Here is a 19,628-nt window from a genome sequence, read left to right on the forward strand (position 1 = left end):
ATGACAGCGGAGATAGTAAACGCGAATATCAACTCAGCTGCTATCTCCGCTGTCATTCTTAATTCTTCATTCCATATTCTTAATTCACCGCAGGATTCGTTCCTTTCGTCGCAACTCCCCCTCCGCATTTTCCCCAAAATCTCTATTTTGCCGCCATGAAACAGGAATGGTTCCAGAAAAAATGGGCAATACCGGGCACTCATCTTATCGCATGGCTGATCTTTTTCTCCCTGCCTTATCTGCTGCGTCCCACTTCCGACGCGCACGCACAGGAAAGAATGAATGAAAAAGATGCCTGGACCATTTTCATGTATATCACCTATGTTAACATGATTCTCCTGTTTTATATCAATGCCTGGATATTGGTGCCCAGATTGATATATAAAAAGAAAACATTTGAATATATCCTATATATACTGGGTGCCCTGGTGTACCAGTGTGTACTCCGCTATATTTTCGAAAAGGAATTCCTGAAGCCACATGTCATCGACATAAAACCTGCTATATTATTTACTGTTTTCGTAAACATCTTCATTCTTTCTACCAGCACTACTTTCCAGATGATAGTGGATAAAATGCGCCAGGAACGGCTAAGCAGTGCCCGTGAGAATGAAAACCTGAAAACGGAGCTGACCCTGCTCCGCTCACAGGTAAGCCCACACTTTATGTTCAATGTGCTGAACAACATGGTGTCGCTGGCCAGGAAGAAATCGGACTTGCTGGAACCCTCGCTGATCAAGCTGTCGTCGCTGATGCGGTATATGCTCTACGAGGCCGATGAAGAAAAAGTGCCGCTGCAAAAAGAAACGGAGTACCTCCAGAGCTATATCGACCTTCAGCAGCAACGGTTCGGCAAAATCGTAAAGATCAATGTATCCCTGGAACCGGTAGATGGCAGCTACGAAATTGAGCCTATGCTGCTGATACCGTTCGTGGAAAATGCCTTCAAACACGGCACCGGTATGATACTCGACGCCACGATCGATATACAGTTGTATACCAGGCCAGGCCGCCTGTTCTTTTATGTACGAAATAAATATGATGCTGCTTCCTCTGAAATAAAAGATAAAACCAGCGGTATCGGTCTCGCTAACGTAAAACGACGCCTGAATCTGCTGTACGGCGACCAATATCTTTTACAAACGGATGCAAAAGATGGCTGGTTTGTAGTATCCTTGCAGTTAAATCTTCATTGACCATGACGATGAAATGTATTGCCATAGATGATGAGCCACTGGCTTTGGACCTGCTGGAAGATAATATCAGCATGGTGCCCTATCTGCAGCTTATCGGCAAATGTAACAACGCATTTGAGGCAATGGAGATCCTGCGGCACCAGGAGATAGACCTGATATTTCTGGATATCCAGATGCCTGGACTTACCGGCCTGCAGTTCATAGAATCTCTGCCCAATAAACCGCTGGTGATTCTTATTACTGCTTACGAAAAATACGCACTGCAGGGCTTCAACCTGTCGGTTACCGATTATCTTGTAAAACCGGTATCCCTGGAACGCTTCATCAAAGCCTGCAATAAGGCCCAGGAACTGTTCCAGCTGCGAACTTCCGCCAAAGCAAACAAAGAACAGCCCGACTTCTTCTTTGTAAACGTGGATTACAGCCTCCTGAAAGTGGTTTTTGCAGACATCGCCTGGATCGAAGGCCTGAAAGATTATGTAAAAATCCATCTCAACAGCAGTTCAAAACATGTTATAACACGCGTTAGTATCAAAAGTCTCGAAGAACAATTGCCGCCTGCCAGGTTCATCCGCATTCACAAGTCGTATATCGTATCTGTTGACGCCATTACATCTATCCGCAAAAACAGTATTTTCATGGATACCCTGGAGCTCCCTATCGGCGATACTTACCGGGATACCGTATATGCTATCGCCGGAAAAGCCGGACAGTAATCATTTTTATCTTGTAGGAAACCGGCAACTATATCCCGGGTTTCGTAGCAATTTTTCCCCCGCTCATCTCATTTCATTTAATTAATACAATATCTCGATATAATTTTGCCCCTCTCAATTCAACTTACAATGCAAAAGATTTATTTGTTTATCACCCTGTTTTTGCTTTCAATGAGTACCCGGGCACAAGCCCCCGGCGGGAAAATGCCTATGGGAATGGGCATGCCCGGCCGTGTTTATGGAAAAATTGTTGACCCGGATGGAAAACCTGTTGCCTATGCTTCTGTCATCATTCTCCAGAACAGAATGGATTCGGCCACAAAAAAACTACAGGAAAAATTACTGAAAGGCGCCCTCACTAAGGGTAATGGCGAGTTTACCATCGAAGACCTGCCAGCCAGAGGCCCTTTGAAAATGAAGATTACTGCCACTGGTTATAAAACCGTTGAAAAACCTGTGACATTTCCTCCTTTCGATAAAGACCTCGGCAATATCAGGCTGGAATCCAGTACCACTCAGCTTCAGGGCGTAACGGTAACTGGCAGCAAACCGCTGATGCAGATGGATGTGGACAAAAAAGTGTTTAACGTAGAAAAGAATATCGTTAGTACCGGCGGAACTGCCCTCGATGTCATGAAAAATGTTCCTTCCGTGAATGTGGATATCGACGGAAATGTAACTGTCAGGAATTCTTCTCCCCAGCTCTACATCGACGGCCGCCCCACAACCCTCACGCTGGAACAGATCCCGGCAGACGCTATTGAGAGCGTGGAAGTGATCACCAACCCTTCTGCTAAATACGATGCCTCCGGCGGCGCCGCAGGCATCCTTAATATCGTGCTGAAGAAGAACCGTAAAACAGGCTACAACGGAAATCTGAGAGCCGGTGTTGATAAACGCGGTGCGCTGAATGGCGGCGCCGATTTCAACCTCCGCCAGAACAAAGTTAACTTCTCGGCCAGCGCTATGGGCAGCCAGATGAAAAACCGGACTAACGGTACCACCGATCGCAACAACTTCGCGGAAACGCCGGCTACTTTTATCCACCAGAACAATTCCAACAGAACAGATGGTGGATTTCTTTTCGGAAAAGTAGGTCTCGATTGGTTCGCTACCAACCGTACTACCCTCTCTATCGCGGGAATCAAGGTGCATGGAGAAATGAAGCCAGGCGAAATAATCGATATCCATACGGACAGTCTCAACAACGCCAAGCTCAGCTCCTACAGCCAGCGTAACTCCGACTCTAAAATGAAGTTCAACGCCAACGGGATTGTGCTGGGCATGAAACACCTCTTCCCGCAGGAAGGTGAAGAGCTGACAGCCGATTTCAACTACTTCGGCGGTAAAAGCAACAACAACGGTAATTACAGAACTGATTACTATGGCAGCAACAACAATATCTTCGGCAGCGACCTGCAGCGGATACTTGGCTCCGGCTCCGTAAGCTTCACGACCATACAAACAGATTTTGTAAAACCATTTAAAAACAAACTGAAGCTGGAAACCGGTCTGCGCGCAGCAATCCGCACTACGAAGAGTAATTTCAATAACTACATCTTCGATCACGACAAACAGGATTATATCCTGATTCCTGCGGCTTCCAACAACTATAAAAACAGCGATAATGTATATGCGGCCTATGCCAGTGTATCCAATACCGTTGGTAATTTCGGCTATAAGGTAGGATTACGCGCTGAAAGCTCCAGCTATTCCGGCGACCTGCTCAATAACGGACAGCATTTCTCCAACAGCTACCCCGTGAGCCTCTTCCCTTCGCTATTCCTCAGCCAGAAACTGAAGAACCAGCAGGAACTGCAGCTGAGCTATACCCGCAGGATCAACAGGCCTAACTTCTTCCAGCTGATCCCCTTTACTGATTCAACTGACAAGCTGAATATCACCAAAGGAAACCCGGGCCTGGTACCGGAATTCACACAGTCAATGGAAATGTCGTACCTGAAAACGTTCAAAGGCAACAACACTTTCCTGGCGTCTGTCTACTACCGCTATACTAACAACCTGATCACCCGCTTCCTGACCAAAGAAGCCGATCCGGTAACCGGACAGGAACTGCTGGTGAACACTTATATCAATGCCAATTCCAGCTATTCGGCCGGTGCGGAACTGACTACCATGAACAGCCTTACCAAATGGTGGACGCTTACCGCAAACGTGAATATCTATAACTCGAAAATCAATACCAGCAATGTGGCTAAGTCGCAGGATGCTCTCTGGAGCTGGTTTGGTAAACTGAACAACACGTTCAGACTACCTTACAACTTCGAGGTACAGCTAACGGGTACTTACCAGTCTAAGACCAATTTGCCGGTAAATGACAACAAGAATGTACAGGCAGGTCCACCCATGCAGCAGGCACAAAACGCCTCACAGGGTTATATCGCCTCCTTCTGGGGTGTGGATGCTGCTATCAAGAAGAGCTTCCTGAAGAACAACGCGGCTTCCGCCACACTTGCCTTCAGCGATATCTTCCGCAGCCGCTGGTCTGATCAGTACTCTGAAAGTGCTTACTTCACACAATACTACAGCCGTCTCCGCGATCCGCAGATGATCCGCCTGACCCTGGCTTACAGATTCGGTAAGGTAGATGCCTCCCTGTTCAAGAGAAAGAATATGGGTGCCGGCATGCAGGGAATGCAGGAAGTAATACAGTAGCAATTAAGAATGGAGAATGAAGAAATAGCGGGGAGATAGTAAACGCGAAGATCAACTTCGTTACTATCTCCCCGCTATTTCTTCATTCTTCATTCTCCATTCTTAATTCTTTACTGTTCAACCATTCCGTCCTTTTTCCCCAGGATACATCCATTGCACTACATCGCTTTGCCACACTTCCTTTGTATCGATATTCAGAGCGGAGATACGGCCGGTAAATGCAGCACCGGTATCTAAGTTATATACATTCGCGGCACGCATAGGCGCGTCCTCACCATAGTTCAGCGTGGGAGTATGCCCTATGTAAATCTCTTTGAATTTCTTAAGCCGGCGCGGATAGAACAATGATTCGGGCGAGAGCCTTGAATCCAGCGCCAGGGCCAATTCCCACAAACTTCTGTCCCAATACAGCATATGCTCAAACCGCTCATGTTCAGGGCCATGCAAAGAAGTAAAACCGGCATGCACGAATAAACGCTGCTGGTCGTCGATGAAAAACAAACGCATCCTGCTGATAAACTCCCGGTGCAGGGCACGCACGTCGTCCGGCAAATTTTCATAACTGCTGATGGTAGCAGCTCCTCCGCTGCGCACCCAGATGGGTTCCGGCATAATGCCGTTCAGCCAGGATTCGCACCAGGCATCGTGATTCCCCTTAATAAAAACACAGTGATAACGATGCTGCAACTCCATCAGCCAGGCGATGACTCCGGCCGATTCAGACCATCCGTCTACACAATCTCCTAAAAATATCAATGTGTCTTCTTCCTTCGGATTTATCTTTTCTATCAGTTGTTGCAGCGCTTTCAGGGCGCCATGTATATCCCCTATGACGTAGGTTGCCATGTGTTTATCTGTTTGTACATAATATCCGTTCTCAGCACATACTTCACCCCGGCCGCCAGTAATGCTCCTTCATGCCGCCCCCCCTTCAGCCGTTCCCAGATAAAGGTAGCATATGCCTGGTCTTTATGCAATACCCGCTCATTATTACGCACGCCTTTCACCATACGCTGCACGCCATTCCCTACATCCACCATCGCTTCTTCATAGCCCAGGGCTTCACTTTGCTCAATCAGCGCAATACATTCTTCCGGGGATAAAAAATTCCGGAGCACAAAAATATCAGGGGTATACAATTGCTTTTCCATAAATCAGGTTTCTGATGGTATATTAATATGAAAGCTGTTCTTCTTCAGCTGCTTGTTAAACTTGTACAGCTCAGGATGCCGGTTCTTCAGGCCCTCCCGCTTCAGTCCTGTGTTGATCACGTAAGCAGCATCGAGAATTTTGCGCCGGAAATTGCGCCGGTCTATAGTAGTCTGAAGGATGCACTCGTACAGTTCGTGCAGTTCTGTGATAGTGAAAAGTTCGTCCAGCAGCTCGAAACCAACGGGGTAATACTGGATCTTGGATTTCAGCCGCTGCAGGGCTGCTTTGAAAATATGCTTGTGATCGAAACCCAGCGCTGGTATTTTCCGCACATTGAACCACTTCACATCGTTTGCCATGCTACCGGCCACGATGTTGAATTTGGACGGGTTGATGAGTGCATAATACCCCACCGCAATTACCCGGCCACGGGGATCACGGGCCGGATCGTCGAACGAATACAGCTGTTCCAGGAATACTTCGTCCATGCCGAGCTTCGTGCGCAGAATACGGGAGCAGGTATCCAGGAATGTTTCCTCCATTTGCAGGAAACCTCCGGGAAGCGTCCAGCAGTCCTTGAAAGGTTCTTCCTTACGGTTCAGCAACAACACCGACAAGGTATCGCTGTGATACCCGAAAACCACCAGGTCTACCGCCAGCGACGGATTCTGATATTCATGGAATTGCTTCATGTTTTGTTTGCGTCATTTTAACATGAAGTAACAAATTTTCCGGGAGATAACCTAAAAAACTTACCTCCCGGAAAAAGGCTAAAAAAGGGAAAGTGCTAGAATTTCACAGCCAGACCGGCTTTCAGGTAGAAGAGTGTTCCCGGAGTAAAGCAAAGCTCCGTTACCGGTGCCTGTTCGTTCTTCAGACGGGTTTCTGTTTCAAACTGGGCTTCGTTCCAGTTGGTATTGAATACATTCTGTGCCTGTATCGTGAATTCCCAATGCCGGCGGCTATAGGCGAGCGACAGGTCATTTACAAAATATCCTTTCGCTATCACCGAGTTGTCTTCATTAGCCGGGCGTGCTCTCATATAACGGTAACGCATATTGGCAGAAAAGCCACCGGGGATTTTTACGGAGATGCCACCCGTGCTGGTCAGTTCCGGTGCCAGCGGTATATAATTGGCGCCTTTCGGCTCGTCAACGAAACGTCCGTGTGCATAGTTTACATCTGCATCGAGGTACAGCCAGTTAAACGGCTGATAGCGTACGCTCAGGTCGGCTCCCAGCCGTTTCGTTTTCCCCGAAGGCTCTACCACGGCCTCATCTCCCACATATACAAACTCCTGCTGCAGATACAGGTACCACAACGCAGGTTGTATGATCAGGTTCCTGGCCGGCTTCAATACTACGCCCAGATCCACTCCTGCCGAAAATGGCAGAATGCTTTTCCCCTTTTGCATCATCACCACCCGCACATCGTTGGAATGAAAACCCATGCCCGATTTCAGATACAGCTGCGCCATGCGGCTGGCAGTGTACACGATGTTCAGCTTGGGGCTTACACGGGTTGCCTCCTGGTTTTGACCGGCTGGCAGGGAATTCAGCTTATCGTGGTAGTTGAAAATAAAATGATCTGCTCTCACTGCCGGTGTGATCGCCCATTTCCGTTTACGCCATTCTATTTCCGTATAGGCATGCAGGTTAGTTTCAGTAGCCGTGCCATACGACAAACGGTTCAATAATGAATCCCGGTGGTATACATGATTCAGCTCCAGATCGCCGATATCGTCGAGGCGCAGGCCGGCACTGCTTTTCCAGGTGAGATAGCTACCGGGTAACAGGAAGCGCTTCGTGAACGTGTGATCAAACCCATACATGCTGCGATCATCTTTCTGTTCTATTTCATCTCCAAACACCGGATCTTTCAGAAAAAAGGTAAAGTCGGAATACAGGTTGAATTTGTAACGGGAGTAATAGAAGAAGCTTTGCCAATCGGTACGTTCATCTATCATATGCCGGTAGGTGAGTGCCAGGTTGGTACGGGAAGTGCTCCCGCCTTCTGTAGGATCTATAGAGCCCCAGCGGCTGATGATTCCTTCCCTCACGGCGCGTTCGGGGATCTGCCCGGAGGCGTTCCAGCCGGAGTTGAAGGTGGAGGCCTGTATGGAAAGATAGTCGCGCGGATTGAACTGCGTGCTGAATTTCCCCATGATATTAAACCGGTTGAAGTTTTGTTTTATATCAAACGGTCCGTTGGTATAATTGTACTCGGAGGCAATCCAGGCATGGCTCTTGGCGTCATCTGTATCCGGCAGCAGCCTCAACATCCCCATGGCCCTCATTGTATTAAAAGAGCCGCCTTCCAGCTTGAACATATTATCCGGCAACTGTTCGTAAGTGCTGAAGTTCACATAGCCGGCAGTGTTCAGATCACCTTTGTCGGCGTAGTAAGCGCCCTTCCCGAAATCAATCCCTTCTATGGTTTCGGGGATAAGAAAATGTAAATCGGCATATCCCTGCCCATGTGCATGCGATACCATGTTCACTGGTATCCCATCGGCATTGATATTAACATCTGTTCCGTGGTCGCAGTCAAATCCGCGCAGGAAGATCTGTTCAGCTTTTCCTCCACCGGCATGCTGTGCGATAAATAGTCCTGGTACTTTACGAAGCAGATCCTGCGCCGTATTCACCGGTATCATTTTAAGATCCACTTTCATCATCTCCCTTTCAATACGGGGAGCACTCACCACCACCTGCGACAATTGAGTATGCAGGGTATCTTTCGTTCCTTTGCCGTGTTGTGCGCGGGCATGATATTCCGCCAGCAACAACACCGCTGTAGTAGTAACAAAATATAGTCTTTTCATCATCTTCAGGTTAATTTCCGGGCAGCATTCTTATTCACCTCATTCTTAACATTCACAGTTATAAAAGAAGCCACCACAAACGGAAAAGTCAGTACAGAAAGGTGTTGCGATAACATCGCTATATCGAGGAATACGGATATCAGTACTGCCAGCAGTACATACACACCATCGTACCACTTATCTCCTGCAAAAGCAATTGCACAAAGCACGGCATTAAAACTCAACAGGCCCATATGAATATCGCCAAGCGGTTCTGCAAACCGGGCGGAAATAAAAGCAGCCAGCAAAGAAGCGGCCACACCGTATAATGCCGCTATCGGTGAGCTGATGAACACGCCCAGAAAAAAGATAATGCCGGCAATCAGGCTACCCTGAAAGATCACTTCTCCGAATCCATAGGTAGCCATGGCAAAGTCGTCGCTCAGGGGTACTGCCGCCGCACTTTCTGCAGATAATGGTACCGGATATACGTGATGGAAGAGATAGAGGAATGCCCAGGTAACCAGAATGAATGGCAGTGTGAACCCGGCTATCTTACGCCTGATCAGGAAATGTTGCAAAACAGTAGCTGCAGCGGATCCCAGCATTACGGCTATCCACACCACAGCAGTAGGTTCAAAGTAAAAAGTAAGCGCTACGCCCACCAGTGCCGCACTGAATCCATACAGGCCGGCATCAGTTTCTCCTTTATCGTACTTCAGCAACTTCGCAGTAAGCGTGCCCGTTAACACCGCCAACACAGCGCCCACTCCCATAATAACGGAATCATAAAATATACCCGCCAGGAAAAACAGGCCTGTCCATGCGTTCTGTTGCAGCATAATCTGCCCCACTCCCCTCAGATACGGGGCAGCAGGAAATAGTTTTTGTTCGTTCATGATTGTTTCTTTTGATAAGGATCTACCACCCGAGGAATACCATGCCTATCCCGCACATCGTTACCACAGCTCCTCCTATGGCATGTACATACCTTTCCAGCTTATCTGTTTTAATAATGGAATATCCGTAACAACCTATCAATACCATCACCAGCATAGTGAGGGTAGTGGCTACGGCAAAAACACTGATTAGTAATATCACTTCCAGCGACGAGCGATGCGCACCGGAGTAAAACAGTAATGGTACCAGTGGTTCGCTGGGCCCCATTACGAATATGGCAAACAATATCCAGGGAGTCACCTTCACCCGGTTCTGCGGATATACCACTTCTCCGTGCTTGTGCTCATACACATAGATCTCTCCTCCTTCATATACGTCAAAATGCTTGTGCGCCTTGTTCACCCACGCGGCCCGTATTCCCCACAGCAGGTATATAATCCCGAATCCCAGCAGGCACCAGCCGGAGAGGTTTCCCCGCACATCCTGAAACCAGGTAAGCTTCGAGAGCTGCCATCCCAGTAAAACACCCACCAGCCCTATCAATACCGAACTGAAGATATGCCCGAACCCGCAGAGTATCGTCCACATAATGGTTTTAGACATACTCCACTTTTTGGAACGCGACAGTACGATAAAAGGCAGGTAGTGATCCGGTCCTGTGGCTGTATGCAAACAGGCTATGGTAACGGCCGACAGCAATAACGTAGTTAATCCGATATTCATAGTACCTCTTTTTCTGTTTTGACCCACAAATGCTGTTGTATTTTACGGAGACAATTAAATAATTGTTCGCCTCCGTTGCCAAGTATGCGTAACACGGTACTGTTCGGCCCCGCCGCTGATACACCTGTTACGATTCCTTTTTCTTCTTCCAGCAGTGCGTACCATTCCGCAGTCAGGTCTGTTGCTGCGCCAGGATGTGTGTTCACATAGAGCAGCGTAGCCTGGTGCGTATATCCTTCCATTTGTCCGATGGCCTGCATGGGCATCAATTGTGGCTGCATGAGTATATTATCTTTCAGCAGCAATCGTTCCTTATGATATACTTCCGTCACATTCTGAAAATGCTGGAAGCGGAACACTTCACCGGAATGCTTACGGCCACAGGTGATGATTTCTCCAAAGGTCAGCTCACAGTTATCTTCCATCTGTATAATCGTGCGTCCTTTGAAGATGGCCCGCTCATGCGGCACCACCGGGTGCTGCACATAGCTGAAAGTACTATCTGCGTGTAGTCGTATCCGTTGATGCTGCTGTGCTCCATGCTGCATGTTGAACAACCGCTGATACGATTGCGACTGCAACTGCAAACGGCTTTTACTTTCTGTAGTAATATCTATTTCGTAATGATCTCCATCCAGTATGCCCGGAGAAGAGCTCATCACCATCAGGTACAACGACGGGTCTGTCTTATACTCTCCTACGTTCGCCACCCGGAAAGGGCGCGTGAAATAGGTATCTTTCAGATAAGATCTGCCATTCTTGTACCCGCTTGTTATATTCAGCCTGTTGATCATGCTTTCCTGATTATCTCACCAGTGCAGGTTCTGCCACCTCTTCCAGTAATGCGTATTTTTGAATCCATCCGATCACGGTATCCAATCCCTGCAGCGACATCAGGTTAGTGAACACGAAAGGCTTGCCTCCGCGCATTTTGCGGGCATCCCTTTCCATCACACCGAGGTCGGCATGCACATATGGCGCCAGGTCAATTTTGTTGATCACCAACAGGTCGGATCTGGTAATACCGGGGCCTCCTTTACGGGGTATCTTATCCCCTTCCGCCACATCAATCACGAAGATGGTTACATCGGCCAGGTCGGGGCTGAAGGTAGCGCTGAGGTTATCTCCACCGCTTTCGATCAGGATCAGTTCTACATCGGGGAAACGTGCAGCCATTTCATCTACTGCTTCGAGGTTCATGCTGGCATCCTCACGGATGGCGGTATGAGGGCAACCGCCTGTTTCCACACCGATAATACGTTCCTTCGGCAACAGGCTGTTTTTGGTCAGAAACTCAGCATCTTCCTTCGTATAAATATCATTGGTAATTACGCCTATGCTATAGGTATTCATCAGTGTGCGCGACAGCCGCTCTATCAGGGCTGTTTTACCGGAGCCTACCGGCCCGGCCACACCAATTTTCACATATTTTCTATCGCTCATTTGTTTATTTTTTTATTAAGACATATATAACCGGGAGTATAATTTCTCGTGCTGCATGCAACGTATGTCGAATCCGATATTGCATACTCCCACCAGGTCCCGGTCTATCTGCATCGTTGATTGTACGAGCCCGTTCATCATTGGCTGCAGATCAAATAAAATATCCTGTCCCTCCAGTTGTCCCAGGGGTACCAGTTTCACAGCATTGGTCACCATCCCCACGGCTGCATTGTAGTAAAACGCCAGCAGTGCTTCTTCCAGCGGAATATTCATAACAGCGGCGTACATGCCGTATGCCAGGCTGTAATGTCCTTCTGCCTTTTTATCGGCGATCGCCGCTGCGTAGGCTGCGGTAAATGAATTGCTGTGCCTTCTGTCGAAGATTTTCATGAGCCTTACTCCGAGTTTCTGACTGGCCTGCCTGATCTCTTTCGGCAGCTTCAGTGCGCCGGCTTCCTCATCCAACCGGAGCATCTCCTGCTGGTCGTTCGCGACCGTTGCCCTGTAAGCCAGGCATACAAAGGCTCCGTCGTTGTACTGCAGGTTGCTGGTAAGCATCTGCTGTACAAACGCATGCGCAGTGGCGGCGTTATGAACAATGCCCTGTTGCACATAGGTTTCCAGGCCATTGGAATGAACATATCCGCCAATGGGCAATGTGGGATCGCTAAGGTGCAGCAGGCTGCTTAAAAACGGGTGCATCATGATCAACGTTCTTTAGAGGCCATGCCCAGTATTTTTGAAAACAGGGAACTGCTGCCGCCATGGCTATGCGGTTGCACATTTGCATTCAGGAGGTTCGTTAGCCTGGTATGCTGCTTTTCAGTGGTGTAGCCGCTGGCTATCAGCCACCGGAATATCGGTTCCTCAAATGGCATCAATACCTGGTTGCCTTGTATAAAAAGCGGCAGGTGCTTGTTGCCGATCTCATAACAAACGCTTCCCATTTCCAGCATCGACCGTGGGGTAACCACGATAGCGTCGCAGGGAATGATATCTACCACTACCACCCGGGTATCATCTGCAAAAAGGATATCTCCCTCACGCAGGCGCTGTCCTTCTTTCAGGAATTTAATAGCGATCTCCATGCCCTGTTGGGTATGTTTGCGTTGTATACGTTTGGTGGTTTCATACCACTCCAGCTGCAACAGGTCCACCTCGCGGTTGCCTGTTGCAGTGGTAGCAATATTGCCTATTATCTTCTCAATAATCATTTGTCAACTTTTATCAGAACAGGAAATAACGCTGTGCTAATGGTACTTTATCAACCGGTTCGCAGGTAATAACGGCGCCGTCTACACGAACTTCGTAGTTTTCCGGATTTACGGTAATCTCCGGTGTTTTATCGTTATGAATCAGGTGTTTCTTGGTAATCGTACGGCAACCGGAAACAGGCAGCACCATTTTTTCCAGGCCATATTTTTCCACGATGCCTTTTTCAAGGGATATCTTGGAAACAAAGGTGGCGCAGGTTTTACGCATGGCTTTACCATATGCACCGAACATGGTACGCATGATCACCGGCTGAGGGGTGGGAATGGAAGCATTCGGATCCCCCATTTTGCTGGCGATGATCATTCCGCCTTTGATGATCATCTCAGGCTTCGCACCAAACAGTGCCGGTTTCCACAGCACGATATCTGCTATCTTACCAGGTTCAACGGAACCAACGTAATCGGATATACCCTGTGCAATAGCCGGGTTGATGGTGTATTTGGATACATAACGTTTCACGCGGAAGTTGTCGTTGCCTTTACCTTCATCTTCCGTCAGGGCGCCCCGCTGCAGCTTCATTTTGTCGGCCGTCTGCCAGGTACGGGTAACTACCTCGCCTACACGTCCCATGGCCTGGGAATCGGAGCTCATCATACTGAATACGCCCATATCGTGCAGGATATCTTCTGCCGCGATGGTTTCAGGACGGATACGTGAATCGGCGAAGGATACATCTTCCGGAATTTGTTTGCTTAGGTGATGGCATACCATCAGCATATCCAGGTGCTCATCGATGGTGTTCACCGTATAAGGCCGGGTAGGATTGGTAGATGCCGGGAGCACGTTGGGATACATGGCCGCCTTGATAATATCGGGGGCATGGCCACCGCCAGCGCCTTCTGTATGGAAGGTATGGATAACACGACCGTTGATGGCATTCATGGTATCTTCCAGGAAGCCTGCTTCGTTCAATGTATCCGTATGGATAGCCACCTGTACATCGTAATGGTCAGCCACTTTAAGGGCGGCATCGATTACGGCGGGAGTAGCGCCCCAGTCTTCGTGGATTTTCACGCCCAGTGCACCTGCTTCTACCTGTTCAGCAATCGGGCCTTCGGTGGAGCAGTTCCCTTTTCCGAAGAAGCCGAGGTTCATCGGGAAGGAATCAGCTGCCTGCAGCATTCTTTCCATATACCATTTGCCCGGAGTCACGGTGGTGGCATTGGTGCCATCAGCCGGACCGGTACCGCCGCCGATCATGGTGGTAACGCCGCTGAAAAGGGCGGTTTCGATTTGCTGGGGGCTGATGAAATGTATATGCGTATCGATACCGCCGGCAGTGGCGATGAGTCCATCACCTCCATGCACTTCGGTACCTGCGCCAATGATCATGTCCGGATGTACACCGTCCATCGTATCCGGGTTACCAGCCTGACCAAAAGCAACGATTTTTCCGTTTTTAATCCCCAAATCCCCTTTTACAATGCCCCAGTGGTCGATCAGGATCACGTTGGTGATCACGAAATCCAGCACACCCTGGTCGCTGGTGGCGGTACTGGACTGCGCCATGCCATCACGAACGGTTTTGCCACCGCCGAATTTGCTCTCATCTCCATACTCATTAAAATCTTTTTCAATTTCAATGATCAGGTTAGTATCTCCCAGCCGTACCTTATCGCCCACAGTGGGGCTGTACATATTGGCGTATTTAACTTTATTTATCTTCAGGCTCATAATGTTTCATTTTTAAAGTTTCCGGCCTGCAGTTTTGCCACGGCCCTGTCTTTGCTGGCTTCGAGGGTAGTATCGCCATTCACCAGGTTATTGATACCGAATACCCGGCGGGCGCCTCCCAGGGCTACCAGGGTCACTTCTTTTTCTTCGCCCGGCTCAAACCTTACAGCGGTACCAGCGGCGATATTCAGGCGCATACCAAAGGCTTTGGCCCGGTCGAAGCTCATCTTCCTGTTTACTTCAAAAAAATGACAGTGAGAGCCAATCTGCACGGGGCGGTCGGCGGTGTTCACCACTTTCACCGTAACCGTTTTACGGCCTACATTGCATTCAATCTCTCCATCTGCTATAAAATATTCACCAGGGATCATGTTGCTGAGTTTTAAATGTTAACGAATCGGATCGTGTACGGTTACTAATTTGGTACCGTCGGGGAAAGTAGCTTCAATCTGCACGTCGTGGATCATTTCCGGGATCCCTTCCATTACATCATCGCGGGTCAGGATGGTGGCGCCGTACTGCATCAGCTCGGCAACCGTTCGCCCGTCCCTTGCGGCCTCCAGCAGGTGACTGCTGATATAGGCGATAGCTTCCGGGTAATTGAGTTTCAGGCCTCTGGCCTTTCGTTTGGCCGCCAGCTCGCCGGCCAGGTGCAGGAGCAATTTCTCCGTTTCTCGGGGAGTTAAATGCATATAGTGATTTTGAAAAATGACGATAAACGCAGCCAAGCCTGAAGGGAAAAGCCCTGGGCTATTGCCGCAAATATTCCAGCGCTGTTACTAAAGATAACAGCAAAATTCAATAGCTGATAGCGGGCGCTGAGCTATTTCATTAAACAATTGAGTCGGGAATAATAATAGTGTGGAATAAAATATAGTACGGAACAGGCCGGATTGTTTCCGGAACAAAGTCCAGGCGATCCTTATCGCGCACCGTTTCAGGTGCTGCCGGCAGCAGGGAATGATAAAATGAAAGGAGGGTACCTAATGTTTGTATGGGCAGATAACGCGTGGCGGAAACCAACGTATCGTCATCAATACCTTCACCGTCGGACAGGAGGCAGAAACCGGCATGGCGCTGGTGCTTACCCGCAGCCAGCCTGTCTTTTCCCGTATCTGTATGTACTGCGGAAACATGATGGTGATGAAGCGGGTAAAAAGAAGATGCCCTTAACTTCCCGAAAAAACAGATGCCGAGAAAAAGGAATACGACTAAAATATGGAAACGAAATAATCTCATTAGTGCTTCACGTTCACCATAGGAGGTTAGGGCTGCAAAATAAAGCTTAATCAATACTACAAATAGCACAAAACGTGAATTTATTGTCATAAATTACGCATTGGCAATCCGTTGCAATTATGAAGGCATCTGTCAAAACCATTACCAATTACGAGTACAAAAAGCTATTCTTACCCGGGCTTTCCCGGCAAATCATGCAAAATAACTCCCGGCTGCAGATTTACAGGATAGAACATTACCTGAGGAATATCGTGATACCGGTTGTTCCCTACCGGACTTCCTTCAACTTTCTCATCTTCCTGAAAAAAGGCCGGATTGTGCAGCTGCTGGAAACTACCGTTCAACACCTGGAGGTCAATTCCATCCTGTTGATCAAACAGGGAAGTATTACTGCCACCCTCGAAATCTCACCGGATGCCACCGGCTATTTTATGGTATATGAGAATGAGATCATCCAGAGCATTTCGCTGAGAAAAAACCTGCTGAACTTCTTCTTTACCGCCCCCCTTGTGCAGCTTCCACCGCTGGCCGACAAGTGGCTCAGTACCCTGTTCCAGCTGATTGAAGAGGAACTCGACAGTGAAAACGATACGATGGATATCTGTATCTCCCTTTTCCAGTCGGCGCTGACGAAGGTGATCCGGCACGGAAAGAAAACGAAAATGGCGCTGAGCAGGAGCCTGGAGATCACCTTTCTTTTCCGGGAGCTGGTACAGAAACACCACCTCAGCAACAGAGACGTACGGTTTTACGCCCGGAAACTGAATATCTCGGAGAACTACCTTAATAAATGTGTGAAAGAAGCCACCGGTAAGCCCCCCAAACAGTGGATCAATGAGATGAATATCCTGCACAGCCAGATCCTGCTGCAGGATTTTACAAGAGATGTGGCAGGCATCGCCTTTGAACTGAATTTCCAGTCGGCCAACTATTTCACCCGATTATTCCGGAAAGTCACCGGCCAGACGCCGTCGGAGTTCCGGCGGCAGATGGGAAGCAAACAGGTATCCAGATAAAAAGGCGGTGCATGCAGCACCGCCTTTTTATCTGGATCCGGAACAGGATTATTCGAACCACTATATAACCTACAACTGTTACACTGTTAAGTAACGGCTGCAAAGATACACTTCAGATCCCGAATATCCCGCACTGCTAACCCGAAGGATAGCAGTAAAATTTAAAAAACCGCCGCCAGAAATGGCTGCGGTGCTTTTCTTATCCACTCGTTTATCGTTGTAAACTCAACTCATTTAATTGTTAACGTATATACGTTTGCGTTATACACCTATTTCAATGGCAAATGTAAAACCGCGTTACAAAAGTAACCGGTAAAAAAGACAGCACTTTACGAGTTCGGGAAAGTTATTTGCGAGAAGCGGAAATTCATTCGTTGCTGTAGCAGTTAACCAACAGGTACCCGTAGAAGCAGTAGCGCGGAAATTACCGGAACAGATAAATTAAAGAAATGTTATTTTAATGGCGCCGGCAAACATTTCCGGTTATTTCATGTTGGATTATTTATGAAAACACACTACTTCCCTGCGAACGAAAGAGGTACTAAAGACATAGGCTGGCTGAAAAGCAATTTCTTCTTCAGCTTCAGTGATTATTCCAATCCCATGCGCAGCGCCTTTGGCACGCTGGTGGCGTTCAACGATGATTTCGTGGAATCCGGGAAAGGTTTCGGGATACACCCGCACGTGAATATGGAAATCATTTCCATCCTGCTGAAAGGAAAGATGAACCATAAAGACACCATGGGCTACAGTACTGAAATAGAAGCGCCCGCCGTACAGATCATGAGTGCCGGCAGCGGGTTACGCCATGAGGAATATAATATTGGCAGCGATACCGTCAATTTCCTGCAGATATGGATACAGCCCAAGCAACAGAATATCATGCCCCGCTACCAGCAGCGCAGCTTCCCTAAAGAAAGCAGGAAAAACAAACTGGTAACCGTAGTGTCCGGCGAAGAAGGGTTGCAGCATTGCTGGATCAACCAGAACGCCCGGATTTCCCTCGGCTGTTACGAGCAGCCCGGCAGCCTGGTATATACCCTGAACCCGGCCAACAAATGCCTCTTCATTTTCTCCATCAGTGGCGGCCTGAGGGTACAGGACCAGGTATTGCAGGAAAGAGACGCCATCGGGTTATGGGAAACGGCGGAAGTGACATTGCAATGTGCGGAAAAATCTGAATTCCTGATCATTGAAACACCGGTTAACCAGAAGTAAAAACCACCTGTTTTTTTTAACATTCCCCCTGACATATATTCCGGGGGAATCGTTAAATTTATGGTAGACCAGCGCCAATTGTCGTTTACCTGTATGATTAACACTTCCCAAAATAATTACATAGGTTTCGATGAACTCTTCCATCATGCTACCATAGGCATATTGGTGGCCGACAGTCAGCAGCGTATCCTCATGGCAAACCCATTCCTGCTTAACCTGTTCGGCTACACGAAGGAAGAGGTGATCGGACAAGAGACAGGCCACCTCCTGCCGGAAGGCGAGGAACGTTATGCACTGCGGAAAGACGGCACCCGGTTCCCTGTAACTGTCAGCCAGGGCCTGCACACAACGCCGGAAGGTACCTGTACCCTCATTTATGTAATGGAGATGCCTGGCCGTAAAAACCCGGCGCAAATATCTGAGCAGCGTAAGGACCTGCCTTTCCGCGATAGCGCGCTGCAGCGGATGAGCAACTCGCTCAACAGTTTGTGGAGCAATGCCGGCGCCATGATCATCGTGGTCAATCCCGAGGGGTATATCAAATGGTTTAACCCGGCGGCCGAAAGGATACTGGGCTACAAGGCAAGCGAGGTGGTAAACATCCATACGCCGATGATGCTGCACGATAAGGAAGAAGTAGCACTCCGGGCGGAGGAATTTTCGCGGCAGCTGCAGCAGCCTGTATCGCCGGGCATGGAAACCCTCATCATCAAGGCGAAGCTGAATCTTATCAATGAATACGAATGGATATATGTGCGGAAAGACGGCACCACACTGCCCGTTTCGCTCACCGTTTCGGCCATGCGCGATGGTAATGAAATCACCGGCTATATCGGTGTGGCCATAGATCTGACCACCATCAAGCAGGCAGAATCGGAACTCAGGATCTCCCTTGAAAAAGAACGGGAACTGAATGAACTGAAATCCCGATTCGTAGCACTGGCCTCCCATGAATTCAGAACCCCGCTCAGCGCTATTTTGTCGTCCGTATACCTGGTGTCTAAATACGAAAACACAGCCGATATACCGAAGCGCAACAAGCACATTCAGCGTATTATATCTTCCGTAAACATGCTGACAGATATACTCAATGATTTCCTTTCCGTTGGCAGGATAGAAGAGGGCAAGATACAGGTACGGAACAGCACTTTCGATCCAGGCAAACACATCAGCACCATCCTCAGTGAAATGGACGGGCTCAAAAAGCCACAGCAGCAGATCTACTATGCACACCACGGTGCAGCACAGGCATATCTCGACCCAACCCTGCTCAAACATATTGTTATGAACCTATTGTCCAACGCGATCAAGTTTTCCCCCGAAGGCGCCATTATTTCGGTGCGCTCCCAATGCAACGAAAAAGGTTTTCAGTTGTCTGTAAAAGACAAGGGGATTGGTATTTCCGAGGAAGACAGGCAGCATCTGTTCGAGCGGTTCTTCCGCAGCCAGCAGGTAGCCAACATCCAGGGTACTGGCCTGGGCCTCCACATCGTAGCCAAGTACACCGAGCTGATGAATGGCACTGTTTCCTGCAACAGTGTTCCGGAAAACGGTACTGAATTTATTATTACGCTTCCCTTTCCCCAAAAATGACACA

At 48.5% G+C, this 19,628-nt stretch carries 20 protein-coding genes; 6 read left to right on the forward strand and 14 right to left on the reverse strand.

Features of this window, described 5'->3' with window-relative positions; translation table 11 throughout:
- Nucleotides 1-155 precede the first annotated feature (155 nt).
- From UNH61_RS22985 to UNH61_RS22995, 3 genes are all read left to right on the forward strand, one after another.
- On the forward strand, nt 156-1,196 hold the full coding sequence (locus UNH61_RS22985) for a histidine kinase (RefSeq protein WP_326994356.1): 1,041 nt from the start codon (nt 156-158) through the stop codon (nt 1,194-1,196).
- A 2-nt stretch (nt 1,197-1,198) separates the two neighbouring features.
- On the forward strand, nt 1,199-1,912 hold the full coding sequence (locus tag UNH61_RS22990) for a LytTR family DNA-binding domain-containing protein (RefSeq protein WP_326994357.1): 714 nt from the start codon (nt 1,199-1,201) through the stop codon (nt 1,910-1,912).
- A gap of 129 nt (nt 1,913-2,041) precedes the next feature.
- The gene (locus UNH61_RS22995; protein WP_326994358.1) at nt 2,042-4,588 is read left to right on the forward strand and encodes an outer membrane beta-barrel family protein; all 2,547 of its coding nucleotides are present in this window, start codon (nt 2,042-2,044) and stop codon (nt 4,586-4,588) included.
- A 117-nt stretch (nt 4,589-4,705) separates the two neighbouring features.
- Here the strand turns inward: UNH61_RS22995 and UNH61_RS23000 are convergent, their stop codons facing one another.
- The 14 genes from UNH61_RS23000 to UNH61_RS23065 all read right to left on the reverse strand — a co-directional run bounded on the left by UNH61_RS23000 (nt 4,706) and on the right by UNH61_RS23065 (nt 15,887).
- Nucleotides 4,706-5,434, reverse strand: coding sequence for a metallophosphoesterase family protein (locus UNH61_RS23000; protein ID WP_326994359.1), 729 nt, complete (start codon nt 5,432-5,434; stop codon nt 4,706-4,708).
- Nucleotides 5,416-5,739 carry a hypothetical protein gene (locus UNH61_RS23005; RefSeq protein ID WP_326994360.1) on the reverse strand — a complete coding sequence of 108 codons (324 nt, stop codon included), beginning with the start codon at nt 5,737-5,739 and terminating at the stop codon, nt 5,416-5,418. The genes UNH61_RS23000 and UNH61_RS23005 overlap by 19 nt, the downstream gene beginning before the upstream one ends.
- A gap of 3 nt (nt 5,740-5,742) precedes the next feature.
- Nucleotides 5,743-6,432 carry an NUDIX domain-containing protein gene (locus tag UNH61_RS23010; RefSeq protein WP_326994361.1) on the reverse strand — a complete coding sequence of 230 codons (690 nt, stop codon included), beginning with the start codon at nt 6,430-6,432 and terminating at the stop codon, nt 5,743-5,745.
- Between the two features lie 95 nt (nt 6,433-6,527).
- Nucleotides 6,528-8,567, reverse strand: a complete 2,040-nt coding sequence (locus UNH61_RS23015; protein ID WP_326994362.1) for a TonB-dependent receptor plug domain-containing protein — start codon at nt 8,565-8,567, stop codon at nt 6,528-6,530.
- A 2-nt stretch (nt 8,568-8,569) separates the two neighbouring features.
- On the reverse strand, nt 8,570-9,442 hold the full coding sequence (locus UNH61_RS23020; protein ID WP_326994363.1) for an urea transporter: 873 nt from the start codon (nt 9,440-9,442) through the stop codon (nt 8,570-8,572).
- 22 nt (nt 9,443-9,464) lie between these two features.
- Complete coding sequence (locus UNH61_RS23025) at nt 9,465-10,166, reverse strand: hypothetical protein (RefSeq protein WP_326994364.1); 702 nt, start codon at nt 10,164-10,166, stop codon at nt 9,465-9,467.
- Nucleotides 10,163-10,960, reverse strand: a complete 798-nt coding sequence (locus tag UNH61_RS23030; protein ID WP_326994365.1) for an urease accessory protein UreD — start codon at nt 10,958-10,960, stop codon at nt 10,163-10,165. Before UNH61_RS23030 ends, UNH61_RS23025 begins: the two co-directional genes overlap by 4 nt.
- Before the next feature lie 10 nt (nt 10,961-10,970).
- The gene (ureG, locus tag UNH61_RS23035; protein WP_326994366.1) at nt 10,971-11,609 is read right to left on the reverse strand and encodes an urease accessory protein UreG; all 639 of its coding nucleotides are present in this window, start codon (nt 11,607-11,609) and stop codon (nt 10,971-10,973) included.
- 15 nt (nt 11,610-11,624) lie between these two features.
- Nucleotides 11,625-12,314 (reverse strand): urease accessory protein UreF, encoded by a 690-nt coding sequence (locus tag UNH61_RS23040; RefSeq protein ID WP_326994367.1) that lies wholly within the window; start codon nt 12,312-12,314, stop codon nt 11,625-11,627.
- A gap of 2 nt (nt 12,315-12,316) precedes the next feature.
- Nucleotides 12,317-12,823, reverse strand: a complete 507-nt coding sequence (gene ureE / locus UNH61_RS23045; protein ID WP_326994368.1) for an urease accessory protein UreE — start codon at nt 12,821-12,823, stop codon at nt 12,317-12,319.
- Nucleotides 12,824-12,836: 13 nt separating this feature from the next.
- Nucleotides 12,837-14,558, reverse strand: coding sequence for an urease subunit alpha (gene ureC / locus UNH61_RS23050; protein WP_326994369.1), 1,722 nt, complete (start codon nt 14,556-14,558; stop codon nt 12,837-12,839).
- Nucleotides 14,555-14,929 carry an urease subunit beta gene (locus UNH61_RS23055; RefSeq protein WP_326994370.1) on the reverse strand — a complete coding sequence of 125 codons (375 nt, stop codon included), beginning with the start codon at nt 14,927-14,929 and terminating at the stop codon, nt 14,555-14,557. Before UNH61_RS23055 ends, ureC begins: the two co-directional genes overlap by 4 nt.
- Nucleotides 14,930-14,947: 18 nt before the next feature.
- A complete protein-coding gene (gene ureA / locus UNH61_RS23060; protein WP_326994371.1) occupies nt 14,948-15,250 on the reverse strand; it encodes an urease subunit gamma in 303 nt (100 codons plus the stop codon).
- A 139-nt stretch (nt 15,251-15,389) separates the two neighbouring features.
- Nucleotides 15,390-15,887 (reverse strand): hypothetical protein, encoded by a 498-nt coding sequence (locus UNH61_RS23065; RefSeq protein ID WP_326994372.1) that lies wholly within the window; start codon nt 15,885-15,887, stop codon nt 15,390-15,392.
- Nucleotides 15,888-15,916: 29 nt separating this feature from the next.
- Here UNH61_RS23065 and UNH61_RS23070 point away from each other — a divergent pair, with 29 nt between their 5' ends.
- From UNH61_RS23070 to UNH61_RS23080, 3 genes are all read left to right on the forward strand, one after another.
- A complete protein-coding gene (locus UNH61_RS23070; RefSeq protein ID WP_326994373.1) occupies nt 15,917-16,813 on the forward strand; it encodes a helix-turn-helix domain-containing protein in 897 nt (298 codons plus the stop codon).
- A gap of 504 nt (nt 16,814-17,317) precedes the next feature.
- A complete protein-coding gene (locus tag UNH61_RS23075) occupies nt 17,318-18,031 on the forward strand; it encodes a pirin family protein (protein WP_326994374.1) in 714 nt (237 codons plus the stop codon).
- 60 nt (nt 18,032-18,091) lie between these two features.
- The gene (locus UNH61_RS23080) at nt 18,092-19,624 is read left to right on the forward strand and encodes a PAS domain S-box protein (RefSeq protein WP_326994375.1); all 1,533 of its coding nucleotides are present in this window, start codon (nt 18,092-18,094) and stop codon (nt 19,622-19,624) included.
- Nucleotides 19,625-19,628: the final 4 nt, after the last annotated feature.

This window comes from Chitinophaga sp. 180180018-3, assembly GCF_037893185.1.
Lineage (GTDB): Bacteria > Bacteroidota > Bacteroidia > Chitinophagales > Chitinophagaceae > Chitinophaga.

What these genes read in the sequence shown, in the direction of transcription:
- UNH61_RS23005 (WP_326994360.1), bottom strand. Translation starts at nt 5,739, where the DNA reads ATGGAAAAGCAATTGTATACCCCTGATATTTTTGTGCTCCGGAATTTT.
- UNH61_RS23070 (WP_326994373.1), top strand. Translation starts at nt 15,917, where the DNA reads ATGAAGGCATCTGTCAAAACCATTACCAATTACGAGTACAAAAAGCTA.
- UNH61_RS23040 (WP_326994367.1), bottom strand. Translation starts at nt 12,314, where the DNA reads ATGATGCACCCGTTTTTAAGCAGCCTGCTGCACCTTAGCGATCCCACA.
- UNH61_RS23080 (WP_326994375.1), top strand. Translation starts at nt 18,092, where the DNA reads ATGGTAGACCAGCGCCAATTGTCGTTTACCTGTATGATTAACACTTCC.
- UNH61_RS22985 (WP_326994356.1), top strand. Translation starts at nt 156, where the DNA reads ATGAAACAGGAATGGTTCCAGAAAAAATGGGCAATACCGGGCACTCAT.
- UNH61_RS23025 (WP_326994364.1), bottom strand. Translation starts at nt 10,166, where the DNA reads ATGAATATCGGATTAACTACGTTATTGCTGTCGGCCGTTACCATAGCC.
- ureG (WP_326994366.1), bottom strand. Translation starts at nt 11,609, where the DNA reads ATGAGCGATAGAAAATATGTGAAAATTGGTGTGGCCGGGCCGGTAGGC.
- ureA (WP_326994371.1), bottom strand. Translation starts at nt 15,250, where the DNA reads ATGCATTTAACTCCCCGAGAAACGGAGAAATTGCTCCTGCACCTGGCC.
- UNH61_RS23030 (WP_326994365.1), bottom strand. Translation starts at nt 10,960, where the DNA reads ATGATCAACAGGCTGAATATAACAAGCGGGTACAAGAATGGCAGATCT.
- UNH61_RS22990 (WP_326994357.1), top strand. Translation starts at nt 1,199, where the DNA reads ATGACGATGAAATGTATTGCCATAGATGATGAGCCACTGGCTTTGGAC.
- UNH61_RS23010 (WP_326994361.1), bottom strand. Translation starts at nt 6,432, where the DNA reads ATGAAGCAATTCCATGAATATCAGAATCCGTCGCTGGCGGTAGACCTG.
- UNH61_RS23075 (WP_326994374.1), top strand. Translation starts at nt 17,318, where the DNA reads ATGAAAACACACTACTTCCCTGCGAACGAAAGAGGTACTAAAGACATA.
- UNH61_RS23055 (WP_326994370.1), bottom strand. Translation starts at nt 14,929, where the DNA reads ATGATCCCTGGTGAATATTTTATAGCAGATGGAGAGATTGAATGCAAT.
- UNH61_RS22995 (WP_326994358.1), top strand. Translation starts at nt 2,042, where the DNA reads ATGCAAAAGATTTATTTGTTTATCACCCTGTTTTTGCTTTCAATGAGT.
- UNH61_RS23020 (WP_326994363.1), bottom strand. Translation starts at nt 9,442, where the DNA reads ATGAACGAACAAAAACTATTTCCTGCTGCCCCGTATCTGAGGGGAGTG.
- UNH61_RS23000 (WP_326994359.1), bottom strand. Translation starts at nt 5,434, where the DNA reads ATGGCAACCTACGTCATAGGGGATATACATGGCGCCCTGAAAGCGCTG.
- UNH61_RS23065 (WP_326994372.1), bottom strand. Translation starts at nt 15,887, where the DNA reads ATGACAATAAATTCACGTTTTGTGCTATTTGTAGTATTGATTAAGCTT.
- UNH61_RS23015 (WP_326994362.1), bottom strand. Translation starts at nt 8,567, where the DNA reads ATGATGAAAAGACTATATTTTGTTACTACTACAGCGGTGTTGTTGCTG.
- ureC (WP_326994369.1), bottom strand. Translation starts at nt 14,558, where the DNA reads ATGAGCCTGAAGATAAATAAAGTTAAATACGCCAATATGTACAGCCCC.
- ureE (WP_326994368.1), bottom strand. Translation starts at nt 12,823, where the DNA reads ATGATTATTGAGAAGATAATAGGCAATATTGCTACCACTGCAACAGGC.